General features: G+C 33.5%; 14 protein-coding genes. 8 read left to right on the top strand and 6 right to left on the bottom strand.

What is annotated here, in order from left to right; all coding sequences use genetic code 11:
* Window positions 1-23: 23 nt before the first annotated feature.
* Entirely contained in the window at window positions 24-1583 is a 1560-nt protein-coding gene (locus VS182_RS07340; RefSeq protein ID WP_479492579.1) for a Ppx/GppA phosphatase family protein, read from the bottom strand.
* Between the two features lie 544 nt (window positions 1584-2127).
* On the opposite strand from VS182_RS07340, the gene mgtE reads away from it, so the two are divergent.
* The 8 genes from mgtE to VS182_RS07300 all read left to right on the top strand — a co-directional run bounded on the left by mgtE (window position 2128) and on the right by VS182_RS07300 (window position 12939).
* Window positions 2128-3477: a magnesium transporter gene (mgtE, locus tag VS182_RS07335; RefSeq protein WP_479488699.1), complete on the top strand. Its 1350-nt coding sequence runs from the start codon at window positions 2128-2130 to the stop codon at window positions 3475-3477.
* A gap of 793 nt (window positions 3478-4270) precedes the next feature.
* Window positions 4271-5551 (top strand): branched-chain amino acid ABC transporter substrate-binding protein, encoded by a 1281-nt coding sequence (locus VS182_RS07330; protein ID WP_479484497.1) that lies wholly within the window; start codon window positions 4271-4273, stop codon window positions 5549-5551.
* Between the two features lie 710 nt (window positions 5552-6261).
* Complete coding sequence (locus tag VS182_RS07325) at window positions 6262-7578, top strand: branched-chain amino acid ABC transporter substrate-binding protein (RefSeq protein ID WP_479484496.1); 1317 nt, start codon at window positions 6262-6264, stop codon at window positions 7576-7578.
* Between the two features lie 77 nt (window positions 7579-7655).
* Complete coding sequence (locus VS182_RS07320) at window positions 7656-8645, top strand: branched-chain amino acid ABC transporter permease (protein ID WP_479485171.1); 990 nt, start codon at window positions 7656-7658, stop codon at window positions 8643-8645.
* 76 nt (window positions 8646-8721) lie between these two features.
* A complete protein-coding gene (locus VS182_RS07315) occupies window positions 8722-9966 on the top strand; it encodes a branched-chain amino acid ABC transporter permease (protein WP_479484495.1) in 1245 nt (414 codons plus the stop codon).
* Window positions 9967-9983: 17 nt separating this feature from the next.
* Window positions 9984-10772, top strand: a complete 789-nt coding sequence (locus VS182_RS07310) for an ABC transporter ATP-binding protein (protein WP_479484494.1) — start codon at window positions 9984-9986, stop codon at window positions 10770-10772.
* 17 nt (window positions 10773-10789) lie between these two features.
* Window positions 10790-11503, top strand: a complete 714-nt coding sequence (locus VS182_RS07305; protein WP_479484493.1) for an ABC transporter ATP-binding protein — start codon at window positions 10790-10792, stop codon at window positions 11501-11503.
* A gap of 779 nt (window positions 11504-12282) precedes the next feature.
* On the top strand, window positions 12283-12939 hold the full coding sequence (locus VS182_RS07300; RefSeq protein WP_479484492.1) for a C40 family peptidase: 657 nt from the start codon (window positions 12283-12285) through the stop codon (window positions 12937-12939).
* A gap of 51 nt (window positions 12940-12990) precedes the next feature.
* On the opposite strand, the gene VS182_RS07295 is transcribed toward VS182_RS07300, so the two are convergent.
* From VS182_RS07295 to VS182_RS07275, 5 genes are read right to left on the bottom strand one after another with little or no spacing between them, the layout of a single operon-like run.
* Window positions 12991-13476, bottom strand: coding sequence for a GNAT family N-acetyltransferase (locus VS182_RS07295; protein WP_479488698.1), 486 nt, complete (start codon window positions 13474-13476; stop codon window positions 12991-12993).
* 26 nt (window positions 13477-13502) lie between these two features.
* Window positions 13503-14693, bottom strand: coding sequence for a YheC/YheD family endospore coat-associated protein (locus VS182_RS07290; protein ID WP_479484490.1), 1191 nt, complete (start codon window positions 14691-14693; stop codon window positions 13503-13505).
* A 19-nt stretch (window positions 14694-14712) separates the two neighbouring features.
* A complete protein-coding gene (locus VS182_RS07285) occupies window positions 14713-16071 on the bottom strand; it encodes a YheC/YheD family endospore coat-associated protein (protein ID WP_479484489.1) in 1359 nt (452 codons plus the stop codon).
* A 42-nt stretch (window positions 16072-16113) separates the two neighbouring features.
* A complete protein-coding gene (locus tag VS182_RS07280; RefSeq protein WP_479492578.1) occupies window positions 16114-17235 on the bottom strand; it encodes a YheC/YheD family endospore coat-associated protein in 1122 nt (373 codons plus the stop codon).
* The gene (locus VS182_RS07275) at window positions 17220-18638 is read right to left on the bottom strand and encodes a YheC/YheD family endospore coat-associated protein (RefSeq protein ID WP_479484487.1); all 1419 of its coding nucleotides are present in this window, start codon (window positions 18636-18638) and stop codon (window positions 17220-17222) included. Before VS182_RS07275 ends, VS182_RS07280 begins: the two co-directional genes overlap by 16 nt.
* Window positions 18639-19029: the final 391 nt, after the last annotated feature.

Raw genomic sequence — 19029 nt, 5'->3', positions numbered from 1 at the left:
TCTTATATGAGAGATTTGGTCTGTTAATTTTCAAACTCTATTCGCAAGGACCTTCTAAGGGCTTTTTCTAAATGTCGTTTATCTATTAAGCAGCGTTGTTTTTCTAAAAAAGCATTATTTGTCCATTTAATGACAATCTTACTTCCTTTGTTATCTTCTGTGCATGATATATTCTCTAAGATTGATCGCTGCGTCCATGTCATAGCTCTTGCTAGAGAAACAATTGCTGCCATTTTTTGTAATTGACAACATTGCCCGTAGGTCATTGTTCTATTCCACCAAGCTCGATAAGCTCGCCAACAATTATCACCTGGTGAAGAAATCCATAATAATTTACATTGATCTACATGCGAAAAACCATCCCAAGACCAATTAAGAATTTGTTGAAAACGTGCTGTATTACGGCGATCTGTTTCATAGATAGGTACTAAGGCGGCTGCTTTTAAAACATATTGTTGCTCTTTTCTTGTCAAAGTTAACCAACCAGCTTGGCTTAATTTGCGCATCAACAAGGCTGTTGTATTAGCCAAAGGAGAGGTTAAACCACATCCTGCATAGCGTCGTGTTGCTTCCGCCAAACTACGAATAGATGGTGAAACTATTTTTTTTAGATACTTATGCTGTGTTTTATTTAAACGATCATACAGCATACCTTCGCGCAGTCCTCCGCGACATATAACTAAGGCTGGAGAACCGGCATATGACAACAAAGATCCGATCGTTAAAGAAGCTGGCGCAGCAACAATGGTCCTGCCTCGCGGAATTCCTAGATCTTTTCTCCGTTCACGGGTCGATAATGATACGATACGATTTGTCCAGTCTAGTACAACATGTTCAGGAATTGTACCTTGATGTGTATCTGAAATAGGTGAGGCGCACGACCTTAGATATGCTTTACCTAATGCGCGTACTGTACCACCAATACCAACGATCGGTAAGGAACAATTAGCCAACCAAGGTATCTTCTGCCATGTCTTTGCGATGAAAGAAATTATCCCATCTTTATCAACTGATGTTAACCGATCTTCATTTGCAAAACGTTGCGCTAACAATAAAGCGCCAAAAGGCAAACTGGCACGTGCAATACATGTTCGATCGCGATAAAGGGCTAATTCAGTACTACCGCCCCCCATATCAATTGCTATGCCATTCTCAACATATGTTGTATGGACAGCTGCCAAAAAAGCATAATGAGCTTCTTCTTCACCCCTTAAAATACGTACCGTCCAGTTGACGCGTTTTTTGATAATATCCACGATTTCAGCTTGATTGCGTGCATAACGCAAAGGAGCCGTAGCTACAATATCGAGCTTTTCAGGCTTCCAAACCGGTAAAATGGATCTAAAAGCTATCAATGTTTCGACTAAAATTGAAATTGCGTCCGGTGTTAAACAACCATTAATATCGAGATATTCTGATAAACGAACCGCATTTTTTAAATTTGTCAACAAAGTTAAAAAACCGGTTTTCTCAACACGATATACGACCAACCGTAAGCTATTCGAACCAATATCTACTACTGCCCAGACGGGGCGTAAATGGCGCTCCACAACAGTCTCCCATCTCCTCCAAAACGAGGCCATTGTACACCTTTTTGACTATAAAGCTCAACCACATAAAAGTAGCGAAAGTCAAACCACGAATATATTTAATTTACTTCTCCTGGTATGTATAAGAAAATTTTAATATAAAATTGCAAATGATTTAACAGGAGGTATAAAAAAGATAATATTCTTATAAATGTAAATGATATTTATTAGCCTTGTTTTATTTACAAAATAATCAATTATTATACTTAATATAAAAACATCAACCATAAGTTTTATAATAAAAAATAAATTGACGTTTTAATATCCTAGCTGTTATTCTGACACGATAGGTTTATTAAATGTCGAGCATGGTATTTCAATTATTTGTCTCTCGGGTACAATGTTCATAGTAGATCTCTTTGATTTAACATTTTTAAGGCTGATATTTTTTCTAAATTATTTCGAACATAAGCAAAATGAAGTGTAAATGAGTTAGCAATAATATAGAAATTAAGCAAATAATATCAAAAAAAGCAAGTGAAACCAAAGGGATCGTTTGAAAATTTGAAAATATATTTGGACTAAAGAGGGGAAGGTTTTGCAAAAATTAGATCTTCAACAGTATGTTGATGCCGCGTTAAAGCATAAGTCTATCTTAGACCTTAAACCTTTGTTGCAACCGTGTGATCTAGCCGAAGTTATTATAAAATTGCCTCGAGATATTCAGCTTGAAGTCTTGCAGCAAATACCGATGATCGATGCAGCTAAGGCGATAGAATATTTAGAACCTGAATTGCAATATAGAATTTTACATCATTTGGCAGCGCCTATGGCGACGCCGGTGTTGCGTCAAATGTCTAGTGATTCCATTACGGATATGTTATTAGCGATTCATCCTTTGCAAGCAGAAAAGCTGCTTCAGCTTTTTCCGAAAAATTATCGGAAGAAGATTAAAGATTTAATGACCTATCCTAATCATACAGCTGGAGGCAGGGCGACAGCTGATTATTTAGTGGCAAGAGCTTTTTGGACGAGTGAACAAACGATTTCTTATTTACGGAAGAGGGGTCAAGAGGCAGAGATTATTTCATATGTTTACGTGACATCTTCGCGTGGTGAATTAGTTGGTGTTGCTTCACTTAAAGAAATTATTTTAGCTGATCCACAAACATCATTAGAATCTTTATGTAAAAAAGATGTTATTTTTGTACCTGCTATGATGGAGCAAGAAGAAGCGGCAACAATTTTATCGCGATATGGATTTTATGCCTTACCCGTGGTCGATTGCAAAAATCGTCTTATTGGTATCTTAACATATGACGATGTGGCAGATGTGTTAAGTGATGAAGCTACCGAAGATTTTCAAAAGTTAGGCGGGAGTCAACCTTTACACAAACCGTATTTACAGACCTCGGTGGTTCAATTATTTAAAAGTCGTATTCCTTGGCTTTTATTTTTATTTATCGGTGGTTCTTTTACAGCTAAAGTTTTAAATGGTTACCAAGATGTTTTAAGTCGTCATATTGCTTTATCTTTCTTCCTTACCCTTTTAATCGGTACAGGCGGTAACACAGGTTCACAAATTGTGAACACGGTTGTGAGAGCTTTAGGTGTAGGAGAAATCAAATTTAGTGATCTTTGGCGTGTTGTACGTAAGGAATGTGTAAGTGGACTTTTGTTAGGTAGTTGTCTATCTCTTATATCGTGTTTATTAACTTATTATTTTACCGCTCAATTTGTCGGCCAGGATAACATTTTATACGTTGTGCCTCTTTCGACACTAGCAATTGTTTTATGGTCTTCCTTCGTTTCCTCCATTTTACCCCTTTTCTTACATCGTTTGCGTTTTGATCCCGCTGTTATATCTGGCCCTTTAATTAGTACATTAGTAGATGGGACTGGATTGATGATTTATTTTAATATCGCTCGCTTTGTTTTAGATATATGATAGCGGGATTTTTTATAAACAATTATTAAGGGCGCAAAACGTTTTCTCCGGAACAACATTTGGTAAAATAATTATACCTCAGTCATATCAAATATAAATATATATATTATTAATGTAATCATTTTATATTTATAATTTTTATGTTAAAATTAACTTATTATATAAATATTAATATTATTGATTAATTAATTTTAAATTTCGTGTTATGATGTACTTAATTATTATCTAACACACAGATTTTACACTTATCCTTGTATGTGCCGATTATTAGATATTTTCACACATACGGTTAGTTTCTTTAAAATGATCTACATGTGTTTTTCGATTAAAAAGTTATGAAAAAGAATATATCTGTATATTTTATAGATACCATGTGTTTAAGCTCTGTGGTCATATTTTATATAATATATATTCCCCGGTAACAAAATGGTGGAAAATTACTAATTTCTTTTTATGACCTATCAATTGTTATAATCTATGATAAATTTATTTTAAGATTTTCGAATTATTTATTTATATAAAATAGTATAATATTTTCCATATCAAATTATTTTATATTAATTAATTTAAATTGATATGTAAAATATTTTTATTATATAATTAAAATATGCTATAATATGTATACAACTTATTTTAATGGAATGTTAATTTTCTGTTAAAAGTTTTATTTTATGATAATTGTTTTGAGCAAAAAATACCTTATGACAATTCGATCGACTATTTTAAGGTTTTGATCAATAAATTAGAATTATTTGTATATTAATTTTGAGTTTTCAGGAATTTTTTTATACAGTTGTCTACTTTATTTGTTATTAAGGAGGGGGCATCAATATCTTTTCTAAATAGAAAAATCATTTTAACTCTTCTACTAGTTGCAGTAATTTTCGCACCTTCCATCTCCAGGGTGATTTTTCCTCCTTCTACAAACATTGTGCTTATTGGTTTGCAAGCTCCTTTATCTGGTAGTTCTGCATTACAAGGTGATATGATGCGTAAAGGTGTATCGATGGCCATAGATGAGAATAAGGCTTTTTTTAAACAGATGGGTTTGCAACTTAAAATAATGCCCATGGATGATCAAGCAAGTACTTTGAAGGGAAATAATAATGCTCAACGTTTGTGTAATGATCCCCGTGTTATGTTTGTTGTAGGTCATTATGATACAGGGGTAGCGATTAGCAGTTCATCTGCTTATGAAAATTGTTCTTTGCCGCTGATTTCACCTGCTAATACAGGTAATGAACTTACTAAATTGGGTAAAAAGACTATTAATCGTATTTGTGTGAATGATCTTAAAATTTCCGAAGGTTTAGCTTACGCAGCTTATCACCAATTTCAACTGCGTCGTCTAGGAATTATTCAGAGCAAAACATCCTATGGCGAAGGCATAGCTAAGTCAATGGCTAAGCATTTTACATCTTTAGGTGGTCTTGTGGTTGATGTAGGCACTATTAATGCTGCCGAGGAAGATTTTAGTGGTACGATTAATTCGTCTTTAGTTAAGAAACCTGATGCCATTTTTTGTGCAGGGTTACACCCTGAATGTGGAGTTCTTTTTAATCAAGCGCGTGAAAAAGGTTTTACCGGGCGTTTTTTATCTGGAGAAGCGATTGATACTGAAGAAATTTTAGAAATAGCTGGTAAAAACTTGGATGGTGTGGTCTACGCGACAATGATTGGTGATATTAATACGGTTGAAAATGGACGTAAGTTTTCTATTAATTATCGTAAAAAGTACAAATCCGAGACTGGTGCTGTAGCTGTAAATGCTTATGCTGCTGCCGATTATGGTTTAGCAGTGATTAAAAAAAGTATGTATGATAAATTGTTTGAGTCACAGTGTGGTCAGCGAGCATTTTTGAATAAGCGTAATTTTATTAATCGGCATAAGTTGACGTGTCTGTTACGTAAATACGGTTCTTATCAGAATAAACTAGGTACGAAGATTAACTTAGATCAATTTGGTGAAAATCAGCATGCACCCATTTTCCTCCGGATTTACCAGGGTCAAAAGTACCCAGGTAAAATGATTGGTGAATATGATCCTTTGACGAAAAGTATTCGAAATAAATGAAACCTTTCTATTTATTGCAAAAATGTTGCTACTATAATCATAAAAAGGTTTTTTCGCTATCGGGATTATAGGTGTTTCGTACTGTTTTGTCCAAATATATATAAAAGTTTTAAAAAAAGTATAAATCAATACTTTTTTATACACATTAATACAAATTAACACATTTGCATAGGTGTAGGACTTATAAATATCCTTTATCATGGATTTTTAGAAAAAATTTTAATCTAAAGGTCTTTCGCCTTGTTTTTATATATTACGATTGGAAATTTTGGAAAAAAATCAAATGTTTATGCTATAATAAATTATCGAGGATTTTACCTTATTATCATGGATTATACTTATATTTTAATACACTTGTACATATTTCTTAATCAGACATGTGTTTAGATAATAAATATAATTTATAATAAAATGATTATTTGGTTAAATTTAACTTGATTTTCGTTCATTTTTTTGTCGGTTATATGCACCCGGGGATAATTTGATTTATTTAGAATATTAATTATATTGATTAATATCAATAGGTAACATATAAAAAATTAAATATTAATAAAATAAATAGAGAGATGATTCGGAATCTTTTATTAATATTATTATTTTATTAAATATCTTTATATTAAAATGGAGGAAGGTCGCTTTGTATAGTTTTTTTATAAATAATCTTTTGCGTTATTATGCTTTTGGTTTTTATATAGGAGGAGTTATATGCTATGAAAGAGCTTAGAAAGTTGATTATAGTTATTTTACTGTTTCTCCTCATTGCCGCTCCATCTTTGTACAGAGCTTTCCGTCCAATGTCCAAAAATGTTTTAAGGATAGCTGTACAGTCCCCTTTATCTGGCGAGCAGGCTGCACAGGGAGATACCTTGTGCAAAGGAGCTCATATGGCTGTTAATGATCATAAGAGTATTTTCAAGAAAATGGGATATAGCTTGGAAATCATATGCAAAGATGATCAAAAGAATGCAGTTAAGGGTATCAATAATGCAATCCAACTAGCTATGGATAAGAGTGTTGTAGCAGTCGTTGGTCATTTAAATACCAATATTTCTATTGCTTCAGCAAATGTTTACAGCAAAAATAGGCTATCTTTAGTCTCGCCTGCTAATACGGGGAATGAATTTACTAATTTAGGTTTTGATGTAATTAATCGTATTCCACCCAGTGATGATCAACAAGCGCATGCTTTAGCTGCAACCGCTTATAAAAAGCTAAACCTTAAAAATGCGATTGTTATTCAAGATAAAACACCTTATGGGGATGGATTAGGAGCATCTTTTAAGAACTCTTTTGAAGCTGCTGGTAATAATGTTTTAGCCTACGAAGGAATTATTTCTGGTGAAAAAGATTTAAGTGGCGTTATAAATGCTGTGATGCGTGTAGCTAATAATAAGGTTAATGAATTGAAAAAAAGCAATTCATATGCTTCGACAAAAGATATTGCTATTATGTTTGGTGGTTCTTATCCTGACTTTGTTAACCTTTATAAACAAGCTCGCAGTAAAGGGTTTGAAGGACCTTTCCTAGGTGGCGATGGAATTGCTTCGCAAGAGTTTGTAAAAAACTTGGGTGATGTACGTTTATACGATGTTTTCTATTCTTCGATTGCTGATGAAATCGGTAAACAGTCTAAGGGTAAAGAGTGGATTAAGAGGTTTAAGGATCATTTTAAATCGGATACCGAAGAAGTAACTTACAATGCTTATTTAGCCGCTGTCTATCCTATCAAGGTACTATATTCTATTTTAAATCAGCAAATCAATGAAGATGGTTGCCCTATAAAAGGCAAATCTGAAAAGCCAGCAGATGCATTTTTGGCAAATGGTGCATTTAATCGGCCGTTAATGGTTAAGGCTATTCGTTGTTTTGGTTTATTAAAGGATATAGGTGCAGATGTTCAATTTGATAAGTATGGTAACAATATCCATGCCAAGGTTTTTATATATAAATTTGGCAAAAACCATTACCCAGGCGATTTAGTTTATAAATTTGATCCTGATGGCCGTATTGTAGAAGGTGGTATTTAAACTATATATATGATTTATGATAGTTAACTATTTAAGAAAGGGTGTGAATGCATGTGTTTGGCAACGCGTCGCAGGTAATGTTAGAGGTATTGGCAAATGGACCCCAGGTAATCTTCGATGGGTTGACCTTGGGGGCTATGTATGCTGTTGTAGCCCTTGGATATACCATGGTTTATGGTATTTTAGAGCTTATCAATTTTGCTCATGGTGAAATATTTATGACAGGGGCTTTTATCGGTACGGCGCTTCTTTTGACGACAAAGGGTATGCTTGGCTTAGATTTGTTACCAGGTGTGATTGTTTTAATGGTTATTATCTTGTTGTCCAGTGCTTTAACAGGTGTATTAGGTGTTAGTGTCGAGAGGTTAGCCTATAGGCCCTTAAGAAAAAAGAATTCGCCCAAATTAATTGCCCTAATTACAGCTTTGGCAATCTCTTTCCTTTTACAAGATTCTATTCGTTTTATAGCTGAATTGGTTCGTGGTAATTACAATATTACAGGCCAAACGCTCTTGAATGACAAGTATACTATTCCTCTATCAAAAGTTTTTAGTTTTTTCCAAGATATTAATATTAAAGCTAATACTATAGCTATTATTTTAGCAGCGGTAGCGATTATGATCAGTCTAGATTTATTTGTTAATCGGACAAAATGGGGTATTGCGATGCGTTCCGTCGCACAAGATCCACAAACGGCATCATTGATGGCTATTGATGTTAATAAAGTTATTGTTATTACCTTTTTAATCGGTTCCTCACTTGGAGGTGCTACAGGTGTTTTATATGCACAACAGTATCCGACAATTGATCCCTATATAGGTTTTATCATCGGTATAAAAGCATTTACAGCAGCTGTTGTAGGTGGTGCAGGGAACCTTCGTGGAGCAATGTTTGGCGGTTTCTTGATCGGTATTCTAGAGATTGCAGCTTCTTCTAACCTTAGCACATTAACAGGTGGTATGTTTGGTTCAGAATATAAGGATGTATTTACTTTCTTAATCTTGATTATTGTTTTAATTTTCAAGCCTGGTGGACTATTCGGTCAGGTAGTAAAAGAAAAAGTTTAACTTATATAGGTTTTAAGTTGTTTATGCATTGTATTTTTTATAGATCATTAAGAGAAGGGACAGGTGATTAAGAACTATGATTTTGCGTTTGCAACGTCTTTTTCAATCAAGCAAATCCTTCCAAGCCTGTTCCCTGCTGGGAATTATTAGTTTAGGCTCGATTTGTTTGTACAATATAGATCGTTTCCCTTTAGCCTTTCTTTTACTTATGGGATCTCTATTACTCCTTTATTATACTTCATTACCTGTTAAGATAAAGTGGCTTATAGGAGCTGTTTTATTAGCTGTAGTGATTCCCTTATCTGCTTCAGGTACGAGTTCATATCAATCGTATATGGAACTTGCCACGACAATTTGTATCTATGTCATCATGGCTTTAGGTTTAAATATTACGGTAGGGTTTACTGGATTGCTTGATCTTGGTTATATCGCTTTTTTCGCTATTGGTGCCTATACTTATGGTATTTTAGCTAGCCCGCAAGCTAAACATTTATTTGGCTTAGCCGAAGGTTTATCCGGTACAAGTTTTTGGGCACTCATCTTTGTAGGTGCAGCATTAGCTTTTGTTGTTGGACTCATTCTCGGTTTACCCGTATTGCGCGTTCGTGGCGATTATCTTGCTGTTGTTACGTTGGGTTTTGGTGAAATTACGCGTATTGTGATTAATAATCTTGATAAGCCTTTAAATATTACAAATGGTGCTAAAGGTATTCCGCTTATTGCACCGCCTAAATTATTTGGTTACAACTTGATTCAATCGAACCATTTTTACTTTATTGCAATCTTTTTTCTGGCGCTTGTCATCTTTGTCGTCCTTCGATTAGAACATTCTCGCATTGGGCGTGCTTGGAAATCGATACGTGAGAACGAAATTGCTGCGCAGGCTATGGGCGTACCAATTGTTAAAATGAAATTATTAGCTTTTGCTTGCGGTGCTTGTTTCGCTGGTATGGCCGGTGTTATGTATGCTGCTAAAACAGGTTTTATTGATCCAACGAGTTTCATGCTAGTTGAATCGATTAGTATCTTATTAATGGTTATTCTTGGTGGTATAGGTAGTGTTCCTGGTGTAATCTTAGGAGCAGCTATGGTGACGACTTTGAATTATCAGGTTTTAAGTGATTTAACGGAATTTTTACAAACAAATTTTGACTTTTCTCTATCTCTTTCACCAGAAAAAATGCAAAAACTTTTATTTGGTATTATGTTAGTTTGTATTGTCCGTTACCGTCCAAAAGGATTTATTCCCGCAAAAAATCGCGTCTATGATATTCCTGTTAATCGTAGTAGTACTTTGCAACAAAAAACGGATATTTGTTAGGAAGGAATGACGATCTGATGTCGATTGTTTTACAAACGAAAGGGCTCGTTAAACGCTTTGGTGGACTGGTGGCCGTAGATGGCGTAGATTTCGAAGTTCAGGAACGTTCAATTACCGCTGTTATCGGGCCTAATGGTGCTGGCAAGACGACTTTTTTTAATACTATTACTGGTATATATCCACCTGATGCAGGAGAGGTTTTGCTTAAACAAAAATCTTTGCTAGGTTGTAAGCCGGATCAAATTACTTCGTTAGGTATTGCTCGTACTTTTCAAAACATTCGCCTTTTTGGCGAACTATCAGTTATGGATAATGTATTAATCGGCATGCATACGAAACTTAAGATGGGTTTTATACCGATTCTTTTACGTCTTCCTCAGGCTAAGAGAGAAGAAAAATTATCTATTGAAAGAGCTTATGACTTATTAGCGTATATGGATTTAGAACAAGAGGCTAACCGTTGTTCCCAAGAATTATCATATGGTGCGCAAAGGCGCTTGGAAATTGTACGCGCCTTAGCATCCAAGCCATTGGTTTTATTGTTAGATGAACCTGCTGCGGGAATGAACCCGCGTGAAACGAGAGAGTTGACAGAACTTATTATACGTATTAGACAAGATTTTAATTTAACTATTATCTTAATTGAACATGATATTAAACTAGTAATGGGTATTTCCGAACATATCTTAGTTTTAGACCATGGTCGATCAATTGCTAAAGGAAAACCTTATGATATTCGCAATAATCCTGATGTTATTGAAGCTTACTTAGGTAAAGGTGCTGCAGAAAAAACGGGAACAGAATAAGGAAATGAGGATGATGGATGAAAGATAAATTATTAGAATTATCTCATGTGGACGCTTATTATGGTCCTATTAAGTCTCTAACACAATTATCAATCGTCGTACGTCAAGGCGAGATCGTTAGTTTAATTGGTTCAAATGGTGCTGGTAAAACAACCACCTTGCGAGCCATTTGTGGTCAAGTTCGCACAACAGGCTCCATACGTTTTCAAGGTAAGGAGATCATCGGTAAGGCACCCCATATGATCGCCCTTATGAAAATAGCTCACGTACCAGAGGGGCGTCGGATTTTCCCGCGCCTAACAGTACGCGAAAATTTAGAGATAGGCGCTTTATTCCATAATTGTCCAAAAGACATCATGGATAAACGAATGGACAATGTTTTTAATTATTTTCCGCGCTTAAAAGAAAGACTTCATCAAAAAGGTGGTACCATGAGTGGTGGAGAGCAACAGATGTTAGCTATTGGTCGAGCTCTCATGAGTGAACCCTCGATTTTATTATTAGATGAACCATCCATGGGATTGGCACCTGTTGTAATTGATCAAATTTTTCAGATTATTACAGAATTGAACAACGTAGGTATGACCATTTTATTAGTAGAGCAAAACGCATATCAAGCGCTCCAAATTTCCCATAAAGGATATGTTATCCAGACAGGAGAAATTACCTTGGAGGGACCAGCGAAAAAATTGTTAAATGACAAACAGGTTAGAGAAGCTTATTTAGCTTAGATCCATATATATTAAAAAAATCATTTTAAAAACAAAGATAAAAGAGCTTATTTTATTTTAATAGAAGAAGAGCTCTTTTATCTTTGTTTTATTTTGATAATATATATATCTTTGTTTTATTTTGATAATATATAAATTTTTTAAAATTATTTAATTAATACTCATATTTTTCACAAAACAGATCAATCTTATTTATAGCTTGACCGAAAATGAGAGTTCAAGAACCTAATATAAGGAGAGTTTAATCACCTAATTGGATGCACAAAAATCTATTATGATGTCTATTTTTGTGTTTAAATTACATCATTACTAATCGACTATGTTAATATTTCTTTATAAGTTCTTATTTATCCTTTTTTGGCTATATTATATAAATTTTTGCTATTATTATATAAATTTATATAATAATAATATCGAATATAAGTATAGATATTTGCATAAATATTATTGTATAATATTTTTTTATTGATAATTATATTTCTCTTGATAATGTTTTATTTATATGTTATATTTATTTCTAATTAATAATATTATAATTTATAAAAAATAATAGTTATAAAAAATATGATATTTATAGTTTTGATCTTTTGAATAATAGCAATTGGGATTTTTAAAAAGACTATTTTAAAAGATATGCGAAAAGATATGCGAAAAGATATGCGAAAAGATGTGTGAAAAGATGTGTGAAAAGATGTGTGAAAGGTGTTTTAACAGAGGTTTTTGATTCAATAATTGCGAGGGGGTCATTAATCTATGAAATTATAAAGGGGGATATTATCGTGAAAATCAAATTAAATTTTAGATTAAACAATATTCTTTTGTTTTTATTGCTATTGTTCTCATGTATGAATTTATTTGGTTTTAGTGTTAAAGCACAAAATTCGCATACAAGTAATTCTTATAGTGATGAGACTTTTTTAGATTGTTTACAAAATGTTGGTGAAGATATTGATAATAGTTTTACTGACTTTGTTGATAAAATAAAAGAAACATTTTCTGATGATATTATCTCAGCCCATAGTCGTGGGCGACGTGTTTATTATAAACCTATGTATATGTCTCCTCTTGTTAGAATTGCCGATAAATATATAGGTTATGGTTATAGCTACGGTGCTTCTGGCAAAGGTGGTAGTTTTGATTGTTCATCATTTGTAAAACATGTTTATAATGTTTATCAAGGTAATAATTATTCACTACCACGTTCTTCAGGAGAGCAGTCTAGGCAAGGTAGAGTTGTTAGAGGCTATCTTAAAGAAGGCGATTTATTATTCTTTGGTCGTGGTGGTCATGTTTCACACGTTGCTATCTATGCAGGTAAAGATGTTCATAATGAGCCCTTAGTTATACATGCTTCATCCAGTGGTGTACGCTATGATTCTTTATATACTCCTTGGCTTCGGAGTACTTATTGTAAAGCAAGACGATTATTAGTTTAATAAAAAACATAAAAAGCCCTAATGTCATAAGGCTTTTTATGTTTTTTTATTTTAGTTATTATTTTCATTATTCTGATTATTGTGCTCTTCTATGTTAATCATCTTTTCAATTAATTCAATATCTTTTTTTATTAATTTTTTTTCACCGATAAAATGTAGCGTGGGTTTTTTTGTTACGCCACGTGTTAAACGATATGCTACGAGTCCACAAGTAAAGCATAGACGTATACTTGGGATGTTGTCCATAGCGACACTTGTATATATTGTGCCTAAATTATCCAAGGCATTTCTTAGGAGACGTTCACCAATACCTCTACGCCTGAAGCGAGGATGTACGGCGATACAAGCATGTTTTTTTCCATAGTTATTTATAGCGATTACGCCTATAATGTGTTTTTTATGGATAATACTTTCAATACGTGTGCCTTTTTCCATAAGATCATAAGCGTTTGCGTTTTTTAGCCATCGTAGAGTTCGATGTGTTATACGACCGCCGCTATGATTGTGTAAAAAACGCATAATAAGGTTATGTGTCATAACCCACCTTTTTGGTGTTAGCGGTACTAGCCGCATGGTTCTTCTTCTCCTGATAATGGGATCTTTAATATATTATTGGTTAAGTAGATCGAATATGCTACCAAATTATGTAAAGATCTTGTGCGGATATTTTGTTCATCAAACTTCATCGGTTTGGCGTTAGTTTCAAAGAACCATAATTGACCATTTTTGTTCATGCCCCAATCGATGGATAGTTCTCCTAAGGTTGTTTTCTGTTTTTTTTCAATGTATTTTGCTACAAGGATAGATGCATCACAGATACGCTTTTCTAAATATGTTGCTTGATCATGAAAAACATGCCTAAATACCTTGGAAAGATCGGCTATACTGCCTCCTCGTGGAATATGTGTTGAGATGGCGTTATCACCAGCGACTCTTATACCTGATCCTGTGACGGAAAAATACCCATGTCCATTTTTTTGTACTAAGGTACGTATATCAAAAGGTCGATTTTTATAATGCATGAGATCTATACCTTGTTGTAAAATGTATTTTTCTTTAGCTAATTTTGTTATAATATTTTTCCATAGTTTACTTAAGGAGTTAAGTTTATATTTTAAACAACTTTTTTGAAGTTGATGGATAAGTTCATATTCATAGTCATTTTTTGTTAGTCGCATAATATTTATACCAGCTTTACCGTTAATCGGTTTTATATAAAGTGTGGGGAATTTTTGAAAAAGTTTTTGTAAATTAGGTAAAGAAAGCAATGTGGTTTCTGGTACAAATTGATTTAATATTTCTGATTTACTAAGATGTTTATAAATACTCCATTTATCAAAAAAACCGTGATTAAAGAGCTGTGTTTGCGGCAAGGTGCTTATTTTTTTTAAAACTAATTGTGTTCTCGGGTGTTGTTCTATTTTACGATTAGGTAAACGGTTATATATGACACGAGGTAAAGGTAAAATAGCAGGCACCCAATTATGCATATTTGATTGTAAACGAAAACATTTTATCCATCCATTTTGTGTGCATTTCAAAAAATTGTCAGGTGTAATAATTACAACGGATATACCCATTTTTGCACCTGTATGAGCAATATCCATAAAATTGCGGTGATTACCTCGAAAAAGAGGATGACCATCAGCGGTTAAGATACCCAAAGAGGGTGTTTTTTGTATTTTACGTAATGTTATTAGTTTTTCTGGTAATAGAGGTATAGTAATGGCTTTGGTACTCCTTTCCGTGGTCAAGATTTTTTTAATGTTATTTTTAGATAAAATTTGCTAGATGCAAACTATAGTCTGTTATACATTTAGCAGATTTTTTTCCGGCTGTTTTGAGACTAGGATGATGGAAAATATGTCTACCTGGTTTAGCATTAATTTCAAATAGCCATATATCTCCATTTGTATCTACACCCATATCTATACCTAGTTCTCCTATTGGACCAATTATTTTTGAAGTAAGAGCATCGGCTGTCTCAATCGCTGTTTTAGCCATATCTGTTTTTATTTGGTCGACTTTTTGATCAAAAACGAGCTTTAAAACTTCTTGCGTCGAAGCTATTTTACCGCCTGTTCGCACATGTGTGGTGATCGAACCAGGGCCAGCTACTTTGCAGCCAATTGCGATAACTTGCCATTGACTGGAACGATCTTTATGCATATGAACGCGAAAGTCGACAGGTCGATCTTCATAACGGATGAGATTGATCCCTTGTTGTGCTAAATAATTACGGAAGCGATTAGGATTTTTTTGAAAATGATATTCTAGCAGCTGAGATAGTTTTTTAAAGCGATGCAAAATCGTTTTTTTGTTGTGAAAACGACAAAGATAAGCGCCTTTATCTGGCTTAGTAATACGTATGATACCTAATCCTAGACTTCCATGGATTGGTTTTAGGTATATGTTATTATAATTTTTTAACATTTCTTCCATTGTATCCATAGAAGGAGCAGAATGTGTTTCAGGTATAAATTTAACTGTTTTTTGATTTTCTTTTAATATACAATGTATATCCCATTTATTAAAAAAACCTTGATTGAAAATTTGGCAATTTTTATTTTGTTTAAAGCGTTCTAAACATATTTTAACGTTATGCAAATTTTCTGATCGTCGATTAGGTACGCGTTCATAAATCACATCAGGGAAGGGTGAGGTATGTTTAAACCAACGATTTTCCCCTTTTTGTAATTTGCGAAAATACCAACCATTTATTAACCTTTGATTCCAATTTATCATGTCAGGTGTAAAAACAAAAAAGAAAGGACATTCGGCACGACCAGCTTCCATAAAACGACTAAAAAAAGATGTTCGACCACCAAAAGGTTTATTTTTTTCACCTATGCAGCCTGTGGTTAAAATACCGATAATGGGTCCTAAACGTAAATTTTGGCCATCATATATGACACGGATGATTGCTCCTGAGTATGGCAAGGATAACCTATTGGCTAAACTAGATGGTAAAATTAATTGAGGATCATTATGCTTTAGTCGGATAAATGTGGTTTTAATTGATCGTTCGCCTAAGCGTATATGAGTAATGTTGCTATTTTTTTTATAGCCGAGTTTTTCGCTTAATGATTTAGATATAATCAGATGTTTATAGATATCATTTTTGGCGATCAAAACTTTGCATAGTAACGAATTTATAATTTTCTCCCCTCTCCTCTATACACGACCGTGCATTTTACTTAGCAAGGAAGCGGCATAGCGAATGGGTAACTGGATAGATCTTTTTCGTATTTGCGGTTCGCCCGTATGCATAAAAATGGCACGACCAGGTTTGGAATTAACTTCTAAGAGCCAAATACGACCTGTTGGTTCTATACCTATATCCAAGCCTAGTTCCACGAGTGAACCATGGTTCATTTCTAAATCTTTTGCCACATTTTCGCCAAGTGTTTTAATTTGGGTTTTGATCTTCGATTGGTCATTTATATAATATTTTTTAAAAAAAACATCTAATGATTCAGCTCGACCTCCGCCATGCAAATTAGCTGTTATTGTTTGATGTTGACCGATTCTAATAGCTTTTCCTGTAATATTGAATTCATTTTTTTCATTTTTTTGCATTAATAACCTTAAATCAAAAGGATAGCCATTTTCAGTACATAAATCTAAGAAAGGCTGTACAATATGTTTGCGCGTTTTTAATCGTTCATAAAGCCATGCTCGTATATTTTGTTTACTTTTTACTTGGGCATTTAAAAGACTATTTTGCATCGTACGACCTTTAATACGAAAAAGATCAGACGATATCTCTTCGATAGCTACAACACCTTTTCCGTGGCTGCCCATATTTGGTTTTATAATGGATGGGCCAGCTTGCTTTATAAAATCGAACACAGTTTGAGGATCATGGCAAAGTTTAGTCTTAGGTAAGAATGGTGCAATTTTGGGGTTAGTTTTTAATAGATCGTATGTTTGTAATTTACCAGCAAGTGGTTTGCCAAGAAAAGATATTGTGGGATCTTGTCTAAGTTTTTGGATATTTTCACGGTAAACGATAAGATGTTTTTTATTAGCATAGTGACATCGATCGTAAAAAAGATTTGGAAGAGGTTCAATATTACTGGACCAAATCTTATCGTTATTATAATGCCAAGCTAAGGTCGTTTTTTTTGCCCAATTAATTTGCAGTGGATTTATAATAATTACGTGCACTTTATATAAACGTCCTATAATCGTCAATTGGGCAAAAAAACCAGCCTCCGAGAATGGGGGATGACGCCTAGGATTTTTACAGGTAATGATACCTAGGATATGTTTTTTTTTTATAAAGGAAACCATTTTTTATTTTTCTCCCTAGGTACTTTCATGTTGGTTAAATAACAGGTATAGGCAAGTAAGTTTTTAACAGACGGTCTGGTTGTTAATGTATATGAACTATCATGTGGCAAAGTATGTTCACCTTTAGACGGTTTTGCATTTACTTCAATCAACCACCATGATCCATTTTTATCTATACCTAAATCGATACCTAGTTCAGCATAATGACCCTCAATTTGCTGTTCGATTGCCTTTGCTACCAAAATCGAGCATTTTTTTAGATTTTTTAAATGATTAACACCTTTTTTTGCGGGTAAAGAAGCTAAAACAGTTACAGCTTTTTCTAGTTTTCCACCTCTAGAGACATTTGCTACAAATTGTTGATTACCGGCAATACGTGCAATTGCTGAGGTAATACACCATTGACCTTGACCATCTTTTTGCACTAGCACCCTCAAGTCAAAAGGTCGTTTGGTATAATAAGCGAAGTTGATACCTTGTTGGATTAGATAATCTTTTTTGAATGTATGTTTTTGTAATGTTTTCCATAGATTGTGAAAAGAGAATATTTTTTTCGTGAAGACATCAACGTGATGATCATTACATTGATAGATCCAATATTTTTTCATATTAATCAGGCGGATAATGCCATTTCCTAAGCTGCCTTTATTGGGTTTAATATATAGCGATGTATATTTGTGTACAATATTTATAAAATTTTGTTTATTTAAAACAACTGTTTCTGGTAAGATTTCGCTTATTTGTTCATCATTCGATAATGCTTCATATACATTTTTTTTGCTTAAAAAACATTCATTAAATATAGCTATATCATATTTTTCTTTAAGTGCTAAAAGGAGATTTTGTAAATATTTACGCATTTCAGCTTCTCTTGGCACAATCCGATTATAGATCACATCAGGTAATGGCAAAGCACATAATTGCCAATTTTCGTCTACACGTATCCAGCCGTGGACGATCTTTTGTTTTAAATTAAAACGTCGCGTAGTTATTATAGCTACTTGTGTACCATATTGATGACCTGTATTATGACATTCATTGAAAAAAGCATCAGACGTACCAAATGGTGGTGTTATTCTTCTTTTTAGCGGCTCATGGATTAAAATACCTAATAGGGGACCTAATTTAATTTTTGATTGTATAGTATCTAGCTGCATATTTAATACACAACCAATATACAGACCGAGTTTTTGTGCCAAATCAGGGCTAATACCAAGCCGCCATTTAGGGAAATTTGGTTGCGATCTTATAATCGATGTAGCGTTTGCTGATCCATAGGAAATAGAGATATTTTTTGTTATACCATTTAATTGGTTGGCTGTAACTGTATTTATTAATATAAAACTTCCTTTTCCGAATATCTTAGCTTCTAATATTTCGATCCAAACCTTGGTAATCCCCATCTAAAGCTCCTTCCAGGTAACCTATTAGATGTAAATTTTAGTAAATTGTAAAAAATCAGTTTGATGGTTTATGAAAAACTTAAGGAGGGTCCTAGGTCACCGTATGCATCGAAGGGTTACAAGGTGCCGATTTGGATTATGCTGATGGACAGGTTATAAAAATGATATGCAATTATAAACTTATGTTGCAATTTTGGCTCATTTTTTGCTTCCTTTTTTATGCATTAGTTAAGGTATTGCTACATTTATAATTATTATTTTTTTATATTTATTTTAAATATAAAAAAATAATAATTTAATGTCATGTATTCATACTCATTGTATATTTATAATAAATATAATTTTTATTAAAATTATGATTTTTAAATTCATAATTATCAGAATTGAGAAC

The organism is Pasteuria ramosa, from assembly GCF_056496785.1.
The sequence above is the reverse complement of the archived record's forward strand: the minus strand, read 5'-3'. Positions and strand labels throughout refer to the sequence as shown.